The sequence below is a fragment of the Streptomyces sp. NRRL F-6676 genome, assembly GCF_000725625.1.
Taxonomy (GTDB): Bacteria; Actinomycetota; Actinomycetes; order Streptomycetales; family Streptomycetaceae; genus Streptomyces.
In genome coordinates this window covers 1-18,071 of sequence record NZ_JOHS01000069.1, presented here as the reverse complement: position 1 = coordinate 18,071, position 18,071 = coordinate 1, and the positions used below count along the sequence as shown (strand labels likewise).

Sequence of the window (18,071 nt, the reverse complement as noted above, 5' to 3'; positions counted from 1 at the left end):
GCATCGCGTACTTTTAGCGTACAGATACCGCACTTTCGACGTACTGGTGGTGTTGAGGGTGGTAGGGTGCCTTGCTCGGAAGGGCTGCTCCGGGGCGCCCGCGGACGTCCCGTCGCCCGGCCGCAGCCCGGATGCCGTCTGCTTCGGATCGAGGAAGAAGCCCATGCCCCTGGCCGAACTGCCCAGGCCCGCCCGGCCCAGGGCGGTCCCCTTTCCCGACCAGGCCGAGGCCGTGAAGCGACTCGTGCGGCACCTTCACCGCCCAGGGACGCGGGGACTGTTCGTGTCGGCGACGGGCACAGGCAAAACCCTGGTGTCGATCCGGGTGGCGGACGGACTCGGCGCGCGGCTGGTGCTGTTCGTGGTGCCCACCCTGGACCTGGCCGCGCAGACGGCACTGGCCTGGCGCCGGGACAACCACCTGGAGCACATGGTGATCGTCTCCTCCCTGGATGCCGGGGGCCGCGACGACCTGGTCGCAGCGCGCGTCATGTCGACGACGAACCCGCATGCGCTGGGCGGCCTGATGTCGGTGGTGGGGCAGGGGCAGGACCAGATCCCCGCGCTCACCGTCATCTGCACCTACGACTCCCTGGACAAGATCGAGCAGACCCAGAGCAGCGGGTATGAGGTGCCGCCGTTCGACCTGGCGGTCATGGACGAGGCGCACCGGATCGCCGGCCGGGCCGACAAGAAGTGGGCGATCGTCAACGACGCGCAGCGTATCCGCGCCGACCGCCGCCTCTACATGACCGCCACCCCGCGCATCTTCGCCGCCCCCGAGCTGGCCGAGTCCGCCGACCTGACCCGCCCGCCCCGCCGCCCCGCCGCTGGCGGACCGGACGCGGACGCGTTCGCCAACTCCATGGACAACCAGGCCGTCTACGGCAAAAAGGTCGTCGAATATCCCCTCGCGAGGGCGGTGGCGGATGGCCGCGCTGCGGACTACCGCATCGTGGTGCCCACCCTCACCGACACCGATCTGCGCCGCCGCCTCAACCTTCCCGCCCCCGGCACCACGACCACCGGCGACACCGGGGCCCAGGAGGAGAAGGACGACGGTGCGCTGCGCACCACCGCCCTGCACCTGTCCGTGCTGCGCGCCATGACCGAGCACGGCCTGCAAAAGGTCTTGGTCTACTTCAACCTCGTCTCCGACGCCCGCCGCTTCGCCCGCGAACTCCCGCACACCCTGCGCCTGCTGGCCCGCACCGACCCCGGCCTCGTCCCGGACATCATCCCCAACCTGTTCTTCGCCCACGGCGAGCACACCCCCGCCCAGCGCGCCGGCATCTTCACCGCGTTCGCCGCCGCCGACTGCGCGATCCTCGCCAACTCCCGCCTGATCTCCGAAGGCGTCGACATCCCCAGCGTCGACGCCGTCGTCTTCGCCGACCCCACCCGCAGCATCATCCGCTGCGTCCAGGCCCTCGGCCGCGCCCTGCGCCTGGACGTCTCCGGCAAGACCGCCTCACTGATCGTCCCCGTCTACCTCCCGCCTGGCGCCGACAGCGAGGACATCCTGGGCACCGCCTACGAGCCGGTGTGGGCGATCGCTTCGGCGCTGGCCGGCCACGACCACCGCATCCTCGAACGCCTCCCCGACAAGGCCAACCGGCTGCCCCGTGAGACCAGCCAGGTCATTCAGCGCCGCTGGCACTTCGACTTCACTGTCCACCCCGAACGCATCGCCCGCGCGATGGACCTGATCTCCCTCGACCCCCGCGGCCCCGGCGTCTCCCGCTCCCGGCGCCTCGGGCTCGCCGCCGCCCAGGCCTACCGCGACGAACACGGCCACCTTGACGTCCCCGCCGACCACACCGATCCCACCGGCTACAAACTCGGCACCTTCATCACCACCATGCGCGACGCCGCGAAGACCGGCCGCATCGAGGCGGACTGGATCGCCGAACTCGATGCCCTCGGCATGATCTGGGACAAGCACGACGCCGCCTGGCGTGCCCGCCTCACCGCGGCCGCCTACTACCTGCGCGCCCACGGCCACCTCGCCGCCCCCGCCACCACCCCCGTCGGCGCCTGGCTCGCCGAACAACGCCACCACGCCACCAAGAACACCCTCGACCCCGCCCGCGCCGACGCCCTCACCGCTCTTGCCCCCGACTGGCGCCTCCCGCACGGCCCGGACTGGCACCGCAAATATCACCTGCTGCGCACCCACCTCGCCACCGGCGCCGACCCCGCCGCCCTCACCCGCGACACCCAGCTCGCCGCGGTGAAGATCGGCTCCTGGCTCCACCGCCAGCTCACCACCTGGCAGACCCTCACGTCCGGCCAGCAGCAGATGATGACTGCCCTCGGCCTCACACCCGACACCAACCCCCTCACCCCCGCCCGCCGTACCCGCCGCTCCTTCGAGGAGACCGTCCAGCTCCTGGAACTCTTCCTCCACCGCGAAGGCCGCGCCCCCGCAGCCCGCGAGACCATCCGCGTCGACGGCGACACCGTAAAGATCGGTACGTGGCTCGCCAAGGCCCGCACCAAGCACCGGACCGGCCAGCTCCCCGAGGCTCACGTCCGCCTGGTCGCCGCGCTTTTCGACGGCGACTGGACCACCGAGAGTGTCGCCCCGGCCGTCCTCGCGTAGGTACTGTCGGCCGCCCATTGGTGGGTCGGCACTGGCGGAGTGCGGGCACCCGGGATCGCACCTGTATCCGATTCTTGGGTTTTTGGGAGCATCGCCGGTGCCGGATGATTGGATGCCGGTATCCGGTGGTGCGGCGCTTCGTTCGCAGGGCGGGGCATGGCCCGCACCCCGGTGAAAGGGTGCGGTTCGAGAGGATGGAGGGCCGGCCGGTGAGTGATCGCAGCGCGATCGAGTGGACCGAGGCGACGTGGAACCCGACCACGGGATGCGACCGCGTCTCAGCAGGCTGCGACAACTGCTACGCGCTCGCGCTGGCCAGGCGGCTGAAGGCCATGGGGTCGGCGAAGTACCAGGCCGACGGTGATCCACGGACCTCCGGGCCGGGGTTCGGGCTGACACTGCACCCGGGAGCACTGGATGTTCCCTACGGCTGGAAGAGCCCGCGCACGGTGTTCGTGAACTCCATGAGCGACCTTTTCCATGCCCGCGTGCCGCTGGACTACGTGCGCCGCGTCTTTGAGGTGATCGCCGACACCCCTCAGCACACCTATCAAGTCCTCACCAAGCGCGCCCGGCGTCTTCGGCAGGTCGCCGACCGGCTTGAGTGGCCGGCCAACCTCTGGATGGGCGTGTCGGTGGAGAGTGCGAAGGAACTGGCCCGCGTCGACGACCTGCGGCAGATCCCCGCCGCGGTGAAGTTCCTCTCATGCGAGCCTCTCCTGGGCCCGCTGCACGGGCTGGAACTGTCCGGCATCGACTGGGTGATCGCCGGAGGCGAGTCCGGCCCCGGCCACCGTCCGCTCGAGGCGGCCTGGGTCACGCACATCCGCGACACCTGCCAGCAGGCCGAGGTGGCCTTCTTCTTCAAGCAGTGGGGCGGACGCACGCCCAAGGCCGGCGGCCGCGAACTGGAAGGCCGCACCTGGGACGCCATGCCTCACCGCGCCCTGGCCCTGCCCGCACGCTGAGGCCGGATACCCAGCAGCGTCACCCCCACTTCGCGGTCCGCAGCAGCAGTGCGCCCCGTGTCCCTGGAAGCCGGACTCCGGCCACAGCGTGCGGGCATGCAGGCGAGGACGCCAGTCGGCCACCACCCGGCCGGAAGAAGTCATTCCACGTCTGCAGCCGCACAGTCGGCCGGATCTGGACAAGCCATTTGTGCGCAACACCGGTACACAACCACGGTATCTGCCGCAAAATCAGCCTAACCATGTCCTTCGAGCTGGTAGGGCGGGATCTTGGGCGCATCAGAGGCAGTGCTCGACGACGACGTTCTCGACCTGAGCGGTGAAAGCGCCGGGGAAAGGGGGCTCGACAGCAGCAGCCCGTTCTTCGTCAGCAAGAAGGCCGCCGCAGTCCTCAAGCACGCCATACTCGACAGCTACGTCGTGCCCTTCGCCAGCAAGGTCGGCCGGTACGCCCCGCACGGCCGCGTGGTCTACCTGGACGGCTACGCCGGACCCGGCCGCTACGAGGACGGAACCCCCGGCTCACCCGCCCTGATCCTGGACTCCGCAGCCCGCATCGCGGGCTTCCGCCAGCTCGACTGCTACTTCGTCGAACGCGCACCCAAGAACTACCAGTCCCTAGCCGCCCTCGTCAGCGAAGCCAGCGCCCAGGGCCTGGCCGCACACGCCCTGAAGGGGCATGTCGAGAAGCACCTCGGACAGATACTCGACCGCGCCGCAGGGGCACCCCTGTTCGCCTTCCTGGACCCCTTCGGCCTCGGACTGAGCTTCGAGACCCTCACCCAGCAGATCTTCGGCTCCCGCAGCGTCCACGGAACCACCGGACGTCACGCGACGGAGGTACTGCTCAACTTCAACGCCAACGCCGTACGCCGCATCGGAGGACTGCTCACCAGCCCCAAGGACACTCCCGGCAAACCGGCCACGCTGCGCGCCATGGACGCGGCCTGCGGAGGCTCCTGGTGGCGCGAAGAGTTCCTGGCCTCCCAGAACAACACCGAAGCCGTCAGACGCATCACCACCGGTTTCGCCGACCGCGTCGCCCGCGCCGTGCGCGGCGGTTACTGGACCATCGACGTCCGCAACCGCGCCCACCACCAGGTCGCCTACTGCCTGGTCCACTTCAGCCGTCACAAGGAAGGCATGTGGCTGTTCGGCGAAGCCGCCAGCCTCGCCCAGGTCGAATGGCGCCGCGCCTGTCTTCCTCCGCCCGAGGAGGGCACGCTCTTCAACGCCGGCGACACCTTCGACGACGAAGAAGAACAGCGCGCCCGCGCATGGGTGGCAAGGATCCGAAAGAACCTCGAAGGCCTCCAGCAGCAGCTAGGCACCTTCACCATCGACGACCATCAGAGCGAGATCCTCGCCGGCGTCCTCGGCCAAGCCCGCAACAAACACATCAGAGCCGCGGTGAAACAACTCCACAAAGACGGCAAGACCAGCTGCAACGGAGTCGGCGACGTACGCAGACTGCGCGTCACCCCGCCCCCACAACGACGCCAACCATGACCGCAAACCACCGCGACGTTCAACGGCTCACCGACCACCTGCGCTCCAGCCTCGGCGACGGACCATTCCACGCGCCCGGCGGCTGGACGCACATGGGCGCCGTCATCTGCGACGCCAGCTTCCAGGCACGCCGCAACTACGAGACGACGATCCGCCCGCGGCTCCTCGCACTGCAAACCGCCTGGCCGGACGCCTCCACCGTGCAGAGCTTCCGAACACGCCTGGCCACCTGCGACCTCGCCACCGCCATGAACTTCCACGACCCCCGCAGGGTCACCATCGCCCACCGCATCACCGACCTGCTGGCCGCCCACCACGTCGACACCCGCGACGACCTGAACGCCTGGCTCACCCACACAGCAAACCGCGCTGCCCTGCGGACCGTCCACGGCGTCGGGCCCAAGACGGTGGACTACATCGGCAACCTCGTCGGCCGCTCCCACATCGCCGTCGACGTCCACCTGCGCGCCTTCGCCGCCGACGCCGGCCTCCCCGCCCTGAGCTACCAGCAACTGCGCGCCGTGTACGAGGCCGCTGCCACCCGGCTCGGACACGACCCAGCAGGCCTGGAGCACGCCGTCTGGCGAAGCAAGAGCAAGGCGCAGGCGCACTAGGGGGACCGCCAGACCTGCGAGCTCGCCGTTTCCGGCGTGCTCAGCGTTCGCGAGCCGCACGCCGCCATCGGATGACGCTTCCCTTCTGAGTACAAGAGTCCAAGCCCTGTTCACCGGGCGGGGGCATCATGCTGGGATCCGCCAACGATGCTGCCGTCCGGTTGTTCAGCGGAGGGAATTTGGAACGCCAACGGGCACACGCTGTGGCTACGCTCCCGGTCATGAGCACTTCCGCCGTCCACTGCGCCTGGCTACCGGATCACCAACTGCATGTGGTGCCCACCCTGGCCCACGTGGATCAGCTGATCGCGCACATCTCGCGAATCGTCCACGACTACACCGACCAGGGCCCGTTGACTCTCGCGGAGACCGTGCAGGGCGACCGGATGCACCTCAAAGTGACTGCCGTTGCGCCGATACCCGAGGTACTGCCCCGCCTGGTCGCGGATGCCCTTACCCAGCTCCGTGCCGCCCTGGAACACACCCTGTATGCCGAAGTCGAGCACTGTCTTAAGCGCCCGCTGACTGACCAGGAGGCACGATGCATCGAGATGCCGGCGTGCTCCGAGTCGGCCCGCTTCGACGCCTGGCTCGCCCACGGGCAACGGCGCCGACTGGCTCCACTAGCAGTCGGCGCTGAGCTCACCGAGCGCATCCGAGGACTGCAGCCCTTCCAGCGCCGCGACGTCGAGGACCACCCGCTCCGACTCCTGGCTGAGCACACGAACCTGGCCAAGCACCGTACCCCGGCCGTCGCCGCGACCCGCCTCGGCGCCGTCTATCCCGACCACCAGCACCCCGATCTCACCGTCGCTCTTCCTCTGGAGCGCAATCCGCAGCCCGGCCACGGCCTTCCTCTCCAACCCGGAGACATCCTCGCCAGTGGCCCCCGCTACACCCGCATCGCGCTCTCGATCGTTCCGACCGTGTGCGTGCAGCGCCCGCACACCCAGGTCTGGCACATAGCACTGAAAGAGCTGGGCTACCTCGAAGAATGGGTTCGGACCACGGCCATCCCGATCCTCATCACCGGAACCCGCCAGGGCACCGCGATCCCGCCTCAGCTCGATATCACGATCGGACACCCTGACCTCAGGCAAGCCCTGCAGTCGGCGGGCACCACGCCTGCAGCAGACCGGGGCATCCTGAGCATGCAGGTCACCATCGCCCGCCGCGATCTCCCCGAAATCCTCGCCATGCCACCAGTGGGAGCCGACAGAGAGGTGATCACAGCGTGGGTGGCCTCCCTGGATGACGCGACGGTCGCGCGTGCGCTCACCCGAATCGCGGAGGTGAGGTCGAACCCCACGGCTCTGCTTGACTGTCTACGTCAGTTGAGCGCTGAGGCTCACGTCTACCAGAGCCGATAGCGGAGCGACCAAGGCCCGCGTCGTGACGTCGGCCCGCAGCCAGGCGATTGTCAGTGGGGGGTGAGAACCTGCCGTCTTGACCAGAGGAGAACGAGGGGGACAAGTGTGGGGGAGTGACGGGCCGGAACGACGAGACCTGCCCACCTGGCTGCGAGGACGGCAGACACCACGTCCGGCATCCGGAGAAGACCGCCGAGCTGCCCTGGGACGGTTCGGCATAGGCTACAAGCTGGCCACACAGACTGGCGTCGGCCTGGGAAAGACCGTGGCAGGTCTGATCGTCGCCGCAACGGTCGCTGGACGCCTGTCTCCCGTCGACTACTTGACGGTCCTGGACGGGCAGCACCGAACGCTGTGGCTCGGACGACACCGGGAGGCGAATCACCACGTAGGCGCGGCCCGCGCTGAGCTGTCCCTGCGGCCACAGCCGTTCTCCCGCCGACGGATCCGCGCGCGGACGGTGCCACCGCAGGAGCGGTACCGCGAGCTGCGACGCAGGGTGGAGAAGCGCGAGGCAGACGGAAACCACGAGCAGCGCGCCGACACCGCAGGCTCCCGCCGGGTGCGCGACCGCGAGGCACGCGAGGCGGTCCTGCTGCGCAGTGAGGGCCGATGTGAGAACCCATGGTGTCTCCTGCCCGCGCTTCCCTACCGGACGGCGGCAGGCGGCTCCCTGCTGGAAGTCGACCACATCGACGACCATGCCCGAGGAGGCCGCGATCACCCCAGCGCCATGATCGCCCTGTGTCCTAACTGCCATGCCAACAAGACCCGCGGAGCCGGCCGTGCTGCGCTGCGAGAGCGCCTCAGGTCTGTCGCGAGGGAACTGGACGCTGCTCAGGACAGCGACGCTGCCCGGGCCAAGGGCGCGATGGCGCCCCGCAGCAAGGCCGTCCTGGAACAGTGCGCCGCGCTCCTCGCGTCTTTGGACGACGCCGACCGCGACCGGACCCTCGCCTCCCTCACCGACCGCTTCGAGTAAGCCCACACGAAGCGTCAGCGTGGCCCGGCTCTCCCCGTCGGGGCCGGGCCACGCTTCTGACCAACTCGAGCCGGCAGAAAGGAGTGAACAGGCCGGATGCGTCTCCCCTGGACCGTGTCCGGTTGATAATCGCGCTGTGGCTGTCCATCCGAAGACCACAGAGACCAACGTCCGGCTTCCGCCATGTGCTTTCGAGGCGTTGAGTGCGGTCATGGCCAGAGAGGGCACCTCGCGGGATGCGACCGTGCGCCGGTTGCTGGCCGGGCACGTCGAGCGGCAGGAGCAGACGGACACCGACGACAGGCTGACCCACATCTCCACCGTGCTGCGCTATCCGCCGCCGCCGCGCTGGCGAAAGGATCCCCGCCAGGACCGGCCCCTACGGCTGCGGGCCAGCCCCGACCTGCTGGAGTGGGCCCGCGCGGTCTCGCTGGTCCTGCCAGGGCAGTATCAGCGCGCCTTCCGTGACTACCAGAGCCGGGCAACTGACCGACGCCGTGATGACCGCAATCGCGGTCGCCGAACCGTTCACGGACGACTTCCTGGACGGGTTGCTTCCCCTCCTGCACCACCGCGCTGCCCGCAACTTGTGGAGGCTGGCGACCGCCGGGCTCTGTACCGGTCCGGAACGCGCTCTCCTGGAGGCCGCGGTGGCGGCGCGCGATGCGACAGCCGGGACACCCGAAACCATGCTGGACCCAGATACGCAGCACCTGTTGGCGTTGGTGACGGCTCTGGAGAAGGACGTGGCCTGGCACTCCCCGGCCCGCTTTCAGGTCGCGGCCAACATCGCCCGCGAACTGCTCACCGGTCCGCAAGCCGAGGCCAACGAGCAGCTGCTGCAGGAGGAGGGCGAGGACTGGAACGACTTGTACCTGGACACCCTCTACGTCAATGGGGACCGTCGGGCCCACCTGCAGCGGGGAACAACGAGCTACGACTGGAGCGGGCGCGGCGGGGGAGCGGTATGGCGGGCTGAGCGCCAGGTCAGCCTGGACAACCTTGGGGACTGGCTCACCGGCCGCATCCAGACGGACACCGCCGAGTACGTGGTCCGTCCGCCCGGCTGGGTGCTGTCCCGCCCGCCGGGATGGCACGCGTTCGTCCCCGACCCCGCACACAACGGCCGGCTGCCACAGCCGTACGCGACATGGACGGACCAGGGCCGCGCCCTGGTCTTCCTCTACCGCAACAAGCAAACTGTATGGCCGCTGCAGCGCCAGCCCAACCGGCTGAGTCTCGAACCCGTGCCCGGCGTCGAAGCACTTCTCGCCCCTGCGACAGGCCTCAAGCCCGAGCAGGTCGTCAGCTACATCGAGGCCCTGCTCGTCGAGTGGAACCACCAATTCGACGCCGACGACGACCCCGACCTCCGCCTTGCCCTGGACATCCCCGTCGGCCCAGCGTACGACTTCGGCCTCATCAGCGCCGAGGAACGCCAGCGCGCCATGGCCGACGCACGCGCGGCGACCCTGACCAGCATGGACGAGGTCATCGACCTCCTCACCGACGGCGATTGCGACGAGGAGGATCTGCAGTACCTCCGACAGTTGCGTGGCAACGTCCGCCAGTTCACGCAGGTAGCCACCCGCCCCGACCCGTCGATCGGTGCACTTCTCCGGGCACACAAGGCGACCTGGCGGTGGCCCGGGCTGTCGGTGGCCGGCGAGTTCCTCGCCGGAACCTCCACGGACCTGGTGCAGTGGCTGGCCGCCGTCGCACACGCACGCAGCTCCCTGATCACACAGCAGTCCATGCAACAGGCATGGGCCTACGCGTTCGACCGCTACGCCCCCAGAGCTCGCAACGCCCGCCGCCGCATGTGACACCCACCGATACATCACCGAGGAACCCTCGCCGTAGAACTGGATGCAGGCCGAGCAGAAAGCGCCCGGATTCCTGACATCCCGCGTACCGCACCGGTGCGCCCGCCTGAGGGGGAGACCTTCGATGCACAACCCGAACCGACCGCTGATCTCGTCCGCTGCCACTGGCATCGGCGGCATCGTCCTAGTACTGATCGGCGCCCCCTGGTGGCTGACCGCCCTGGCCTTCACCTGCTTCTTCCTCGTCCTGGTCGTAGCCGTCATCGAGTCGGTCTTCCCTCAGGAGTCCCCCCACCGGCTGGCCTGGTGGCGCGCCCGCTGGAACCACCAGCAGCGTCGCGGCGTTCACCGTACGGCTCCCCGGACCACACGGCAGGCTGACGCTCCGGCTCCTGATGCCGCCGACCGCCCTGGTCCCACGTGACGGTGTTGGACGCTGGCGCCACCTGGCGCGCTGGCACCGAATGCGCCCGGAGCTGTCGCCCGCCAACGCCCGGCGCTGCGAGCCAGGGCCGACAGCCCCCTGGTGAGTGCTCTTCGCGCAGATCCGCTGATACTCGAAGGCGGCCCCACCGCACCCCGGACGCAAGGTCCCACCGGGGAGAGGGCAGCCGACATGCGGCTGGGCGCCGCACTCCGTCGGCGCGCGACCAGCGCGCGCAGCCATAACGGCCGCGACCATCAGCCGCCGGGCTTGCCCGCCGCCCGGGCGTACGCGGCGAGTTAGGCCCGAAGGCTGCTTTGCCCTACGCCGGCCGCGTTCCGTGCCCGCAGCAGCTCCTCCAGCTCGTCGTCGGTGAGGCCGTCGACCCAGGCCTCCGCCTGCTGCTGCTCGGCCTCTTCCTCGTCACGCAACTGCCGCTCGTACCAGTCGAGGTCCTCCTCGTCCGGGATCCAGTGGCGCACCACCGCATCCTGCTCGCGCCGCGACTCGACCTCCTCGACGACGCCACACGGGTACATCAGCGAGGGCCGGGTCGGGGGGCCGGCCAGGATCCGTGCGCGGGCGGCGAGCAGCGCGCGAGCGGTCTCCTCGCCGGCGCCGCACGCCGCGGCGAAGCCGGCCAGCAACTCCTCGCTGGGCAGTCGCCGCGCGTGCAGGGCGTTGTGCAGGGCGCCGCGCGAGAGGCGACCTCCGGCGTCGGGCGAGTCGACCAGCCGGCGCAGGCTCGGCCCGCCCGCCGCCGCCCTCACCTTCTGCATGGCCGCGGCCAGCCCCGTCAGAGTGGTGATGTCGGACCCGGGCACGTACGCGGACGGCTTCCGCACGGGCTTGGGGCGTACGGCGGCCGCGGCCGCCGCCCACACCCGCGCGCCCTCCTCCTCGTCGGCGCCCGCGGCCCGGGCGAACGCCTGGACGGTGCGCGGGCTGGGAAGCCGCCCGTCCAGGGCCCGGCGCAGCGTGCACACCGAGACCGGCAACTTCCCGGCGTCGGCCCGCCGCGCCAGGGCGGCGAAGGTGTGCCGTCCCTTCGCCGCGCGCAACCAGCTGCGCAGCCGCGCCAGTTCCACCGGTTCGGTCACCGTGCAGCTCACTCGCGACTGCCGCCAGCGGCGGCGGCGAGCTCGGCGATGACGGCCAGGAGCCGGGCCGCGCGACGGCCGACGAGCAGCAGCCCCACGGCGCCCGCGAGCAGGGTCAGCACCACGGGGATCGGGCGCTGAAGGACGGCGAGCAGCGTCACCGCGGCGACCACGGTGATGACGACGGCCGCCTCGCCCGCACCGATCCTGCCAGTGGTGGCCTCGGCCGGGGCCACCGGACCGCCGGCGGGCTCGGCGGTGGACGGGGGAGTGAGCACGACGGGGCCTCCAGGCGAGACGGCGGGACGTCCGCGGCCCGGGGGCGCCCGGCGCGGTGAGCCGATGGTGGGACCGCCCGCCCCGCTCCCGCGACTTTCACAAGCCTGTGCCCGGAGGCGACGTTGCTTCCCTCTGCGGCGCGAAGCCGCAGGCCAGCCTGAGAAGTGAGCAGACCGTGTCCACGGCAGCGCGGCGGAGGCCTGGCGCGCGGTCCGCGACCCGCTCCAGGGTCTACACCTGGGCCGCGACCTGGTCGCCGTGCGGGCCGAAATCGCCGCGGACGTCGGACCCGCCGCCGACGCCGTGGAGCTGCTCGACAGGGTCCGCCCTGTCCGTGCTGCCCCCGGCCTGCCCGGTGTCCGACAACGCTCGCGTGGACGGCCCCCCGTCGGTGGCCTCAGGGGTGCCGGTGCGGCGGGCGTGTGCCCGGTCGGTGAGCTGGTGGAAGTGGCCGATCCATGCCTGCACGAACGCTTCCGGTCCCTCCTCCTCGGCACCGGGCAGCCGCAGCAGCTCCCGTCCGGCTTCGACCAGCACCGGCTTCGACCAGCACCGGCTCCAACCGGCCAGCGAGCGCGGCGATCTCGGGGACCAGGCACATGGTCAGGGCGTGCACGGTGCTTGACGGGTTGATCATCATCGGCACCATCTGGGCCACGATCAGGGAGAAGCCGGACTCCTCCAGAACCGCTCGCAGGCGGGCGAGGGCGGGGTTGTCGGGCATGCCGAGCCCGTGCATCAGGTACAGGCCGCCGATCCCCGCGAGCACCGCAGCGGCGCGGCGGGCGGCGGCCATCTCCCCGACACCGGCCGCCTGGAGCAGGCCGAGCGGGTCGACGGCCCCGGCTCGGACCCACCCGTCGAACTCGCCGCTCTCCTCGGCCTGCCGCGCATTCGCGGCCACACCGGTCCAGTCGAGGCCGGGCATGAGGGTGGCGAGCGCGTCGACGAGCCGCTCACCGCCGACCTCGCTCGCGCCCATGGCCGTGGCCGTGACCACGCTCACCACCCCGCGCCGCCGGCGGTCCTCGCCCTGGTCGAGCTCGGCGTCTGGATCCTCCAGGAACCGCCGCATCACCTCGGGGTGCGCGGGTCCGGCGTGCCCGCGCCCCATCACCCGCCCAGCCTCGGTGTAGAAGGCGTCCTGCTCCTCCTCACTCCCGCGGGCCGCCGTACGGGCCGACTCGACCAGACGCTGCGCCGTCGAGCGCCGCATCGCCCACACCAGGGCCTCCCGCACGGCCGGCCACGGAGGCTCCGGCACCGCCAACTGCCCGGGCGGGACCGGGTGTCCGGCCTCGGCGTACCAGGCGATCACCGTCCAGTGCACATCCCGCCCCGGGCGCGCGTGCCGCCCGAGCACCGCGGTCACCGCGACGGTCTCCTCGGCCAGCACCGACACCGAACCGCGCCCCCGCCCCAGCCACACCCGCGCATGCCGGGGCAACAGCCCCAGCCCCCGCCACCGCTCCAACTGCGCCGCCGACACCACGATGCCGAGCGCCTCCAGACGCCCGATCAGCTCTACATCCGCCGGACTTGGCTCTCCTCTCGCCACACACCCGAGATTAGAACCCCGCGAGGCACCCGTAAACAGACTCCCGCGTACCCGCTGAACTGGGAACACCACCAGTCCTCGACAAGGGCCTGGGGAACCACCCGGACGCCCGTACACCTCAGGAAGGAGCCGCTCGCCCATGCCCGCGCGCCCCCGACGGCCCCACCCCGCCCCCTCCCGTCGTGCCCGAAACCTGCCCGCCCGTACAACCCCCGCAGCCGCCACCGCGCTCCTGCTCGCCCCCACCGCCAGCGGCCGCACCGCCCTCGCCTACGCCGGCACCGGCCTCCTGCTGCTCCTGGCCCTCACCGCCGCCCTCGCCCTCGGCGCCGCCTACGCCCCCAATCCCGCCCGCCGCACCGCCGCCCGCCGCACCCTCCACCTCCTGCTGCGCCTCGCCCCCTGGTATCGCGACCGTCCATAGGACAGCGCCGTACGGTGTCGCCTGACCGGGAGAACCTCGCCGCCGGGGGCGCTGAGCTGCTCGCCCCGCTGTGTGACAAGCACGGCACTGTTTGGTCGGCTGCGCCGACGCAGGTCGTGGCCGCCCTGGCCCTTCTCTGCCTACGCTCCCTCCAGCTCCTGTACCGAGTTGGCCACCGGCGACGGCATGAGCGGAGCGCAGCGCCCGGTGGAGATCCGCTCCATCGCCGACCACCTCGCGCTGGTCCCGCTCACCACCCCCGGGACCCACCAGGTCCTCCTCGCCGCTGCCCCGTGGCGGGTGTCACCGCAATCAGGGGGAGCGCCGTACACCCTGCGCTTGTGCGTGTGGCTGCGCTTGCTCACGCACCCGCTCCGTCGGCTGTCGCCCTGGCCTCGGAACGCAGCATGATCACCGCTCTCCGGGCCCGGACGCGTGCAGATCGACGGTCCCGGTCGGCCATACAGCGCCGACCACCCAGGGCTGCACCACGTCCGCCAGTTCCTCCGAGAACCGGTCACCGCCGCCGACCGCCAGGTGGGCGGCCCATTGCCGTACTGCTCCAGCTGCCCAGTCCGCGACCTGGAGCTGGGGGTGGGAGGTGCTGTCTGCGAAGTCGATCTGCACGGCCGGGAACGGGTCATTGAAGCGGCCAGGGCGGGCGAGGTCCGGGAGGAGGTGCGCCATGCGCAGCAGCATCGCGTTTCGGTCGATCACCTTTGAGGTGTCATGAACGAGACGGAACCGCCCGACGGCTTCACCGAAGCTGGTGCACAGGCAGTACAGCGCCGGGACAGCAGGGTCCAGGATGTCGCGCTGTTCGCCGGTCGCGAGGTCGACGGCGGTCGCATCGGCCACATCCCGGCAGCACTCCAGCACCTCGATCCAACTGGCGAAATCCATGTGCTTCTCCGGAATCGACACCTTGTAGGCGGTTATGGCAGTGAACAGGTCGTCGGTCGCCACCCGCTGACGTACCCAGTCGACGAAGGCCTGGAGCATCTGATGAAAGGCCGCAGCGTCGCCGAGGGCCAGGCCGCCCATACGCAGCAACTCGGCCAAGGCCCTACCACCCTGGCGTTCATACAGGTTGAGACCATCCGCATCGGCCAGCGGCTCCACCAGAACGTCGACCAGCTTGGTGATCACCATGAACCGCTTGTCCAACAGGTAGCTACGAACGCTTCCCTCGGGCAGCCCCTCAAAGACACGCTTCAACGCCCTTCGGCCTCTCGACGACCGGGCGAGGGAACCGTACTTGGGCTCCCCCTGGGTGGGAGGAAGCTGGGAACGGACCTCATCCACGATCGACGCCGACAGCTCGTCGGACAGGTGCACCCCAGCCAGTGCGAACACCGGCTGATCGGGATCGAGAAGGTTCTGCCCGGAGTTTGAGGACTCGTCGGCGTAGACGACAGGGAGGAGATCGTAGGTCGCATCCATCCTCGGAGCATGCCGGGCAGACAGGCTGCCGGCCACCAAAAATGGCCTTCCGAACACGGTCGTGTGGTCCAGGACGACCGCGATCCCTGCCACTACGCGGCTGCCTGCGGGTTGTGCGCGGCGCCGCCCAGACGTTCGAGCACGGCTGTCGCCTTCGCCGGGTCCGGGCCGGTCCCGCGGGGACGCCCGGCGCATCGTGTGCACCGATTCACAGTCCTCGCGTTTCTACGGGATCGCAGATTCGCAGGACGGGCAATGTGACCGGATGGGCCGAAACGCGAAATGTGCTGGACGGTGGAAACGCCATCCTGGCAACTTTGGTACGGTGTGGTGAATCCACATTTGAGGTATCGACAGAACCGTCAAATTGAAAAAACGCGCTACGGCGTGATTGGCTCACTTCCGCAGCGCGCTAGAATGACCGTGTCCGAAGAATCTGGCTGCAACCAAAGTCTTCGGACACGGTCCGGTTGAATCTTCAGCCGGGAGCCTTGTGGATGTGGAATTTTCCAAGGCTCCTGGAGCGTGCCTCGACCGTCGCGGAGCCCGACTCCACTGACCGTGAGGTCGGGCTCCGTGGTCTACATGTAGGGGTGGACCAGCGGAAAGAGCTGCACCTGCACCTGCAGCCACGCCCAGAGGGCGATGTGACCGCCGTAGTAGACGATCCCCAGCGTCATGTACGCCTCCTCACGCCACGAAGTCTTGCCGTGGGTGTGGGCCGCCATCTGGTCCGGCTCAACGTCCGGTTCCTTGACGGGATCGGGGACCTGGGTCTCGGCCGCCTCGTTGGATTCGTCATCGAGGTCGGCCATGTGACTCTCCTTCTCCTGTTCAGTTTTCGCGGAATGCGCTTCGTAGGGATATTACAGCCGACCGCCTCTATCTCCTATTCACGCTGGAAAAGGGGCCTATTGGTCGGGTCCTACTCTGCTCCGCGGGCGGGGATACTGCGGCGCGCCGTCCTGTGATTCGGGCCCGTTCAGGCGGCCGATCATGGCGCAGCTCCTCTGAGAGGCTGCCGTGTTCCTGCGTGGGAAGACTTGCCGGTGCGTCTGCCTCCCGAGCGGCAAGTTCCTCTCCGTCATACAGCTCCAGCCACTGCGGCCGCGGGGGTGCTGAGGCAGCCGAGGCCGAGGAGCTCGTAGTCGTCCGGCTCCCGCAGATGCCATGCCCCGCCTCGTCGAGGGCCGCGCCTCGTCGGTGATTTGGCTCGTCACCGACGCAAGGTCATGGATGGCTACTGCCGTGAGCCCGGCCGGTTGCGGGGCCGGATCAAGTGCATGCCGAGGACGAGCAGTAGCTGCCGTCCGGCCTGGTCGAACTGCTCCTGGATGGTGGGCTCGCGGAAGAGGTCGGCCAACTGCCCAGCCTCGGCGGCGAGGGTTCCGCGCTCGGCGAGGTAATCGGCCGTGGAGGCTCGGTGGACGGCCTTGGCCCGTTCCAGCAGCGTGGTGTCGACCTTCCCGTCCAGGGTGCGGCTCAGCGCGATGCTGAGGGCCTCGATGTGGTCCACGACCATCTCGACGGTCATCGGTGTCTGCGCGGGCCCGAGCGCGCGGACGAGGATGCTGGCGGCGAACACGGTGTCCGGTTCCATGACATCCCGCACGGCGTCCAGCAATTCTGCCCGCCCGCGCACCGTCAGGGCCTTGCCGTTGCCCAGCTCGGTGATGTTCCGCACGAACCGGGCCCGCGCGGTCGGCGTGGCCAGCTGATGCCCGACCTGCTCCAGCAGGCCGAGAGCGCCCTCGCGGGCCACCTCCTGGTTGCGCCGGCCGCGCCCCACCCACGTCTCCCACGCCCGCTGCGCCTGCCGGGTGGGCACGTAGCCGTCCCACCACAGCCACATCGCCAACGGAACCTGCGCGAGCGAACTTAGATGCTGTACCTGCTGCCGCTTGTCCAGCAGGAGCAGCAGCAGCCGACGCTGGGTGGCGCTGTGCTCGGCCTTGTCCGAACCCCGCCGCCGGGTACGCAGCCGCGGCTGGTCCAGCAGCCCCTTGGCGATCCAGTCGTGGAACCGCCGTACGGTCACGTCCGGATAGCCGGCCGCATGGGCATCCGCGACGAGGTCGTCGATGGAGCCGGGCCCGCTGATGCTCTCCCAGGTGTACACGGGGTGGAAATTACATCGTTCTCCCGCCAACCGGGCCCCAGTTGAGGATGCAGCGCCTACCACCCGACTGCCACGATCAACACAGCAGCACACACCACCCGGCGAGCCGCCGCGCTGCATCAACCCACCCCGCGCACAGGGCGCCGCCACGACTGACTGAGAGAAGGACCTCTACCGTGTTGAAGAAGAACCGCACCTCCTCGGCCACCCCGCACCAGGCTGACGTGACACTCACCCCGGCCCCGTGGTGGCGCCTCGTCTCCCTGGCACTCGTCACCGGGGCAACCCGTCACATCGGTGCCCTTCTGGCCGGCCTGGCGGTGAGCTGGTGGCAGCACGACTGACACACCTCGGCGCCCACACGAAGAGAACCCCAACACCTCTGTAGTCGCCTCTGACTGACATCACCTCATCCCAATCGGGCACACCCCGGCCCGCCCACCGAAACCTCCAACGCAACCGGGCACCCACCCCTAACCCGGATTCACCAAAAGTTCCGATACGAAGGAAACAGGCGGCGAACCAGCTCAACTCTCTACCCCGTAGCCAGCCGCCCGCGAACGCGGGCCGGGTCCGGGAGCGCAGCGGACGGACCCCAAAGCTCCCTCAAGGAGCGTAGCGACGAGGGAGCCACCGGCTCAGAGCGTAAGCGGCGAGCCGGAAGGCACCAGCCCAATCTCCGGATCAAGCAAAACTCTTGCCGGAAGGAAACATGGCTCGGAGCGCAGCGCAGAGCCCAACTCCTCGCAACGCGAGGAGTCCTCCCGCGCAACGCGCGGGCTTTCACTCCAACTCCCGCGCAACGCGCGGGAGCTCCCTCGGAGGCTGCGCAGCAGCCTCTTACCCGCTC

Annotated in this window: 17 protein-coding genes; 10 read left to right on the top strand and 7 right to left on the bottom strand. The window is 69.8% G+C overall.

Annotation, left to right across the window (positions count from 1 at the left end; genetic code table 11):
- Positions 1 to 163 precede the first annotated feature (163 nt).
- The 8 genes from IO29_RS28415 to IO29_RS28380 all read left to right on the top strand — a co-directional run bounded on the left by IO29_RS28415 (position 164) and on the right by IO29_RS28380 (position 10,298).
- Positions 164 to 2,605, top strand: coding sequence for a DEAD/DEAH box helicase (locus IO29_RS28415; protein ID WP_033226681.1), 2,442 nt, complete (start codon positions 164 to 166; stop codon positions 2,603 to 2,605).
- Between the two features lie 209 nt (positions 2,606 to 2,814).
- A complete protein-coding gene (locus IO29_RS28410) occupies positions 2,815 to 3,573 on the top strand; it encodes a DUF5131 family protein (protein ID WP_030382659.1) in 759 nt (252 codons plus the stop codon).
- 270 nt (positions 3,574 to 3,843) lie between these two features.
- Complete coding sequence (gene tcmP, locus IO29_RS28405; RefSeq protein WP_158709386.1) at positions 3,844 to 5,082, top strand: three-Cys-motif partner protein TcmP; 1,239 nt, start codon at positions 3,844 to 3,846, stop codon at positions 5,080 to 5,082.
- Positions 5,079 to 5,696 carry an HhH-GDP family DNA glycosylase gene (locus IO29_RS28400; protein WP_199806963.1) on the top strand — a complete coding sequence of 206 codons (618 nt, stop codon included), beginning with the start codon at positions 5,079 to 5,081 and terminating at the stop codon, positions 5,694 to 5,696. Before tcmP ends, IO29_RS28400 begins: the two co-directional genes overlap by 4 nt.
- A 221-nt stretch (positions 5,697 to 5,917) precedes the next feature.
- Positions 5,918 to 7,066, top strand: a complete 1,149-nt coding sequence (locus IO29_RS28395) for a hypothetical protein (RefSeq protein WP_030382656.1) — start codon at positions 5,918 to 5,920, stop codon at positions 7,064 to 7,066.
- 265 nt (positions 7,067 to 7,331) lie between these two features.
- Positions 7,332 to 8,048, top strand: coding sequence for an HNH endonuclease (locus tag IO29_RS37120; RefSeq protein WP_158709385.1), 717 nt, complete (start codon positions 7,332 to 7,334; stop codon positions 8,046 to 8,048).
- A 464-nt stretch (positions 8,049 to 8,512) separates the two neighbouring features.
- Positions 8,513 to 9,874, top strand: coding sequence for a hypothetical protein (locus IO29_RS28385; RefSeq protein WP_158709384.1), 1,362 nt, complete (start codon positions 8,513 to 8,515; stop codon positions 9,872 to 9,874).
- A gap of 124 nt (positions 9,875 to 9,998) precedes the next feature.
- Positions 9,999 to 10,298, top strand: coding sequence for a hypothetical protein (locus tag IO29_RS28380; RefSeq protein WP_030382653.1), 300 nt, complete (start codon positions 9,999 to 10,001; stop codon positions 10,296 to 10,298).
- A 299-nt stretch (positions 10,299 to 10,597) separates the two neighbouring features.
- On the opposite strand, the gene IO29_RS28375 is transcribed toward IO29_RS28380, so the two are convergent.
- The 4 genes from IO29_RS28375 to IO29_RS28365 all read right to left on the bottom strand — a co-directional run bounded on the left by IO29_RS28375 (position 10,598) and on the right by IO29_RS28365 (position 13,235).
- Entirely contained in the window at positions 10,598 to 11,398 is an 801-nt protein-coding gene (locus IO29_RS28375; protein WP_030382652.1) for a hypothetical protein, read from the bottom strand.
- Positions 11,399 to 11,406: 8 nt separating this feature from the next.
- Positions 11,407 to 11,676, bottom strand: coding sequence for a hypothetical protein (locus tag IO29_RS28370; protein WP_030382651.1), 270 nt, complete (start codon positions 11,674 to 11,676; stop codon positions 11,407 to 11,409).
- A gap of 232 nt (positions 11,677 to 11,908) precedes the next feature.
- A complete protein-coding gene (locus IO29_RS40260; RefSeq protein WP_324608212.1) occupies positions 11,909 to 12,043 on the bottom strand; it encodes a hypothetical protein in 135 nt (44 codons plus the stop codon).
- A gap of 31 nt (positions 12,044 to 12,074) precedes the next feature.
- Positions 12,075 to 13,235, bottom strand: coding sequence for a hypothetical protein (locus IO29_RS28365; RefSeq protein WP_199806962.1), 1,161 nt, complete (start codon positions 13,233 to 13,235; stop codon positions 12,075 to 12,077).
- Positions 13,236 to 13,374: 139 nt separating this feature from the next.
- Here IO29_RS28365 and IO29_RS28360 point away from each other — a divergent pair, with 139 nt between their 5' ends.
- Positions 13,375 to 13,659 (top strand): hypothetical protein, encoded by a 285-nt coding sequence (locus IO29_RS28360; RefSeq protein ID WP_234307663.1) that lies wholly within the window; start codon positions 13,375 to 13,377, stop codon positions 13,657 to 13,659.
- A 411-nt stretch (positions 13,660 to 14,070) separates the two neighbouring features.
- On the opposite strand, the gene IO29_RS28355 is transcribed toward IO29_RS28360, so the two are convergent.
- The 3 genes from IO29_RS28355 to IO29_RS28345 all read right to left on the bottom strand — a co-directional run bounded on the left by IO29_RS28355 (position 14,071) and on the right by IO29_RS28345 (position 17,221).
- A complete protein-coding gene (locus tag IO29_RS28355) occupies positions 14,071 to 15,102 on the bottom strand; it encodes a DUF3800 domain-containing protein (RefSeq protein ID WP_051707969.1) in 1,032 nt (343 codons plus the stop codon).
- A gap of 581 nt (positions 15,103 to 15,683) precedes the next feature.
- The gene (locus tag IO29_RS28350) at positions 15,684 to 15,917 is read right to left on the bottom strand and encodes a hypothetical protein (protein WP_030382646.1); all 234 of its coding nucleotides are present in this window, start codon (positions 15,915 to 15,917) and stop codon (positions 15,684 to 15,686) included.
- Positions 15,918 to 16,342: 425 nt separating this feature from the next.
- Positions 16,343 to 17,221, bottom strand: a complete 879-nt coding sequence (locus tag IO29_RS28345; protein ID WP_030382645.1) for a hypothetical protein — start codon at positions 17,219 to 17,221, stop codon at positions 16,343 to 16,345.
- Positions 17,222 to 17,397: 176 nt separating this feature from the next.
- Here IO29_RS28345 and IO29_RS38675 point away from each other — a divergent pair, with 176 nt between their 5' ends.
- Entirely contained in the window at positions 17,398 to 17,565 is a 168-nt protein-coding gene (locus IO29_RS38675; protein ID WP_158709383.1) for a hypothetical protein, read from the top strand.
- The last annotated feature ends 506 nt before the right edge of the window (positions 17,566 to 18,071 follow it).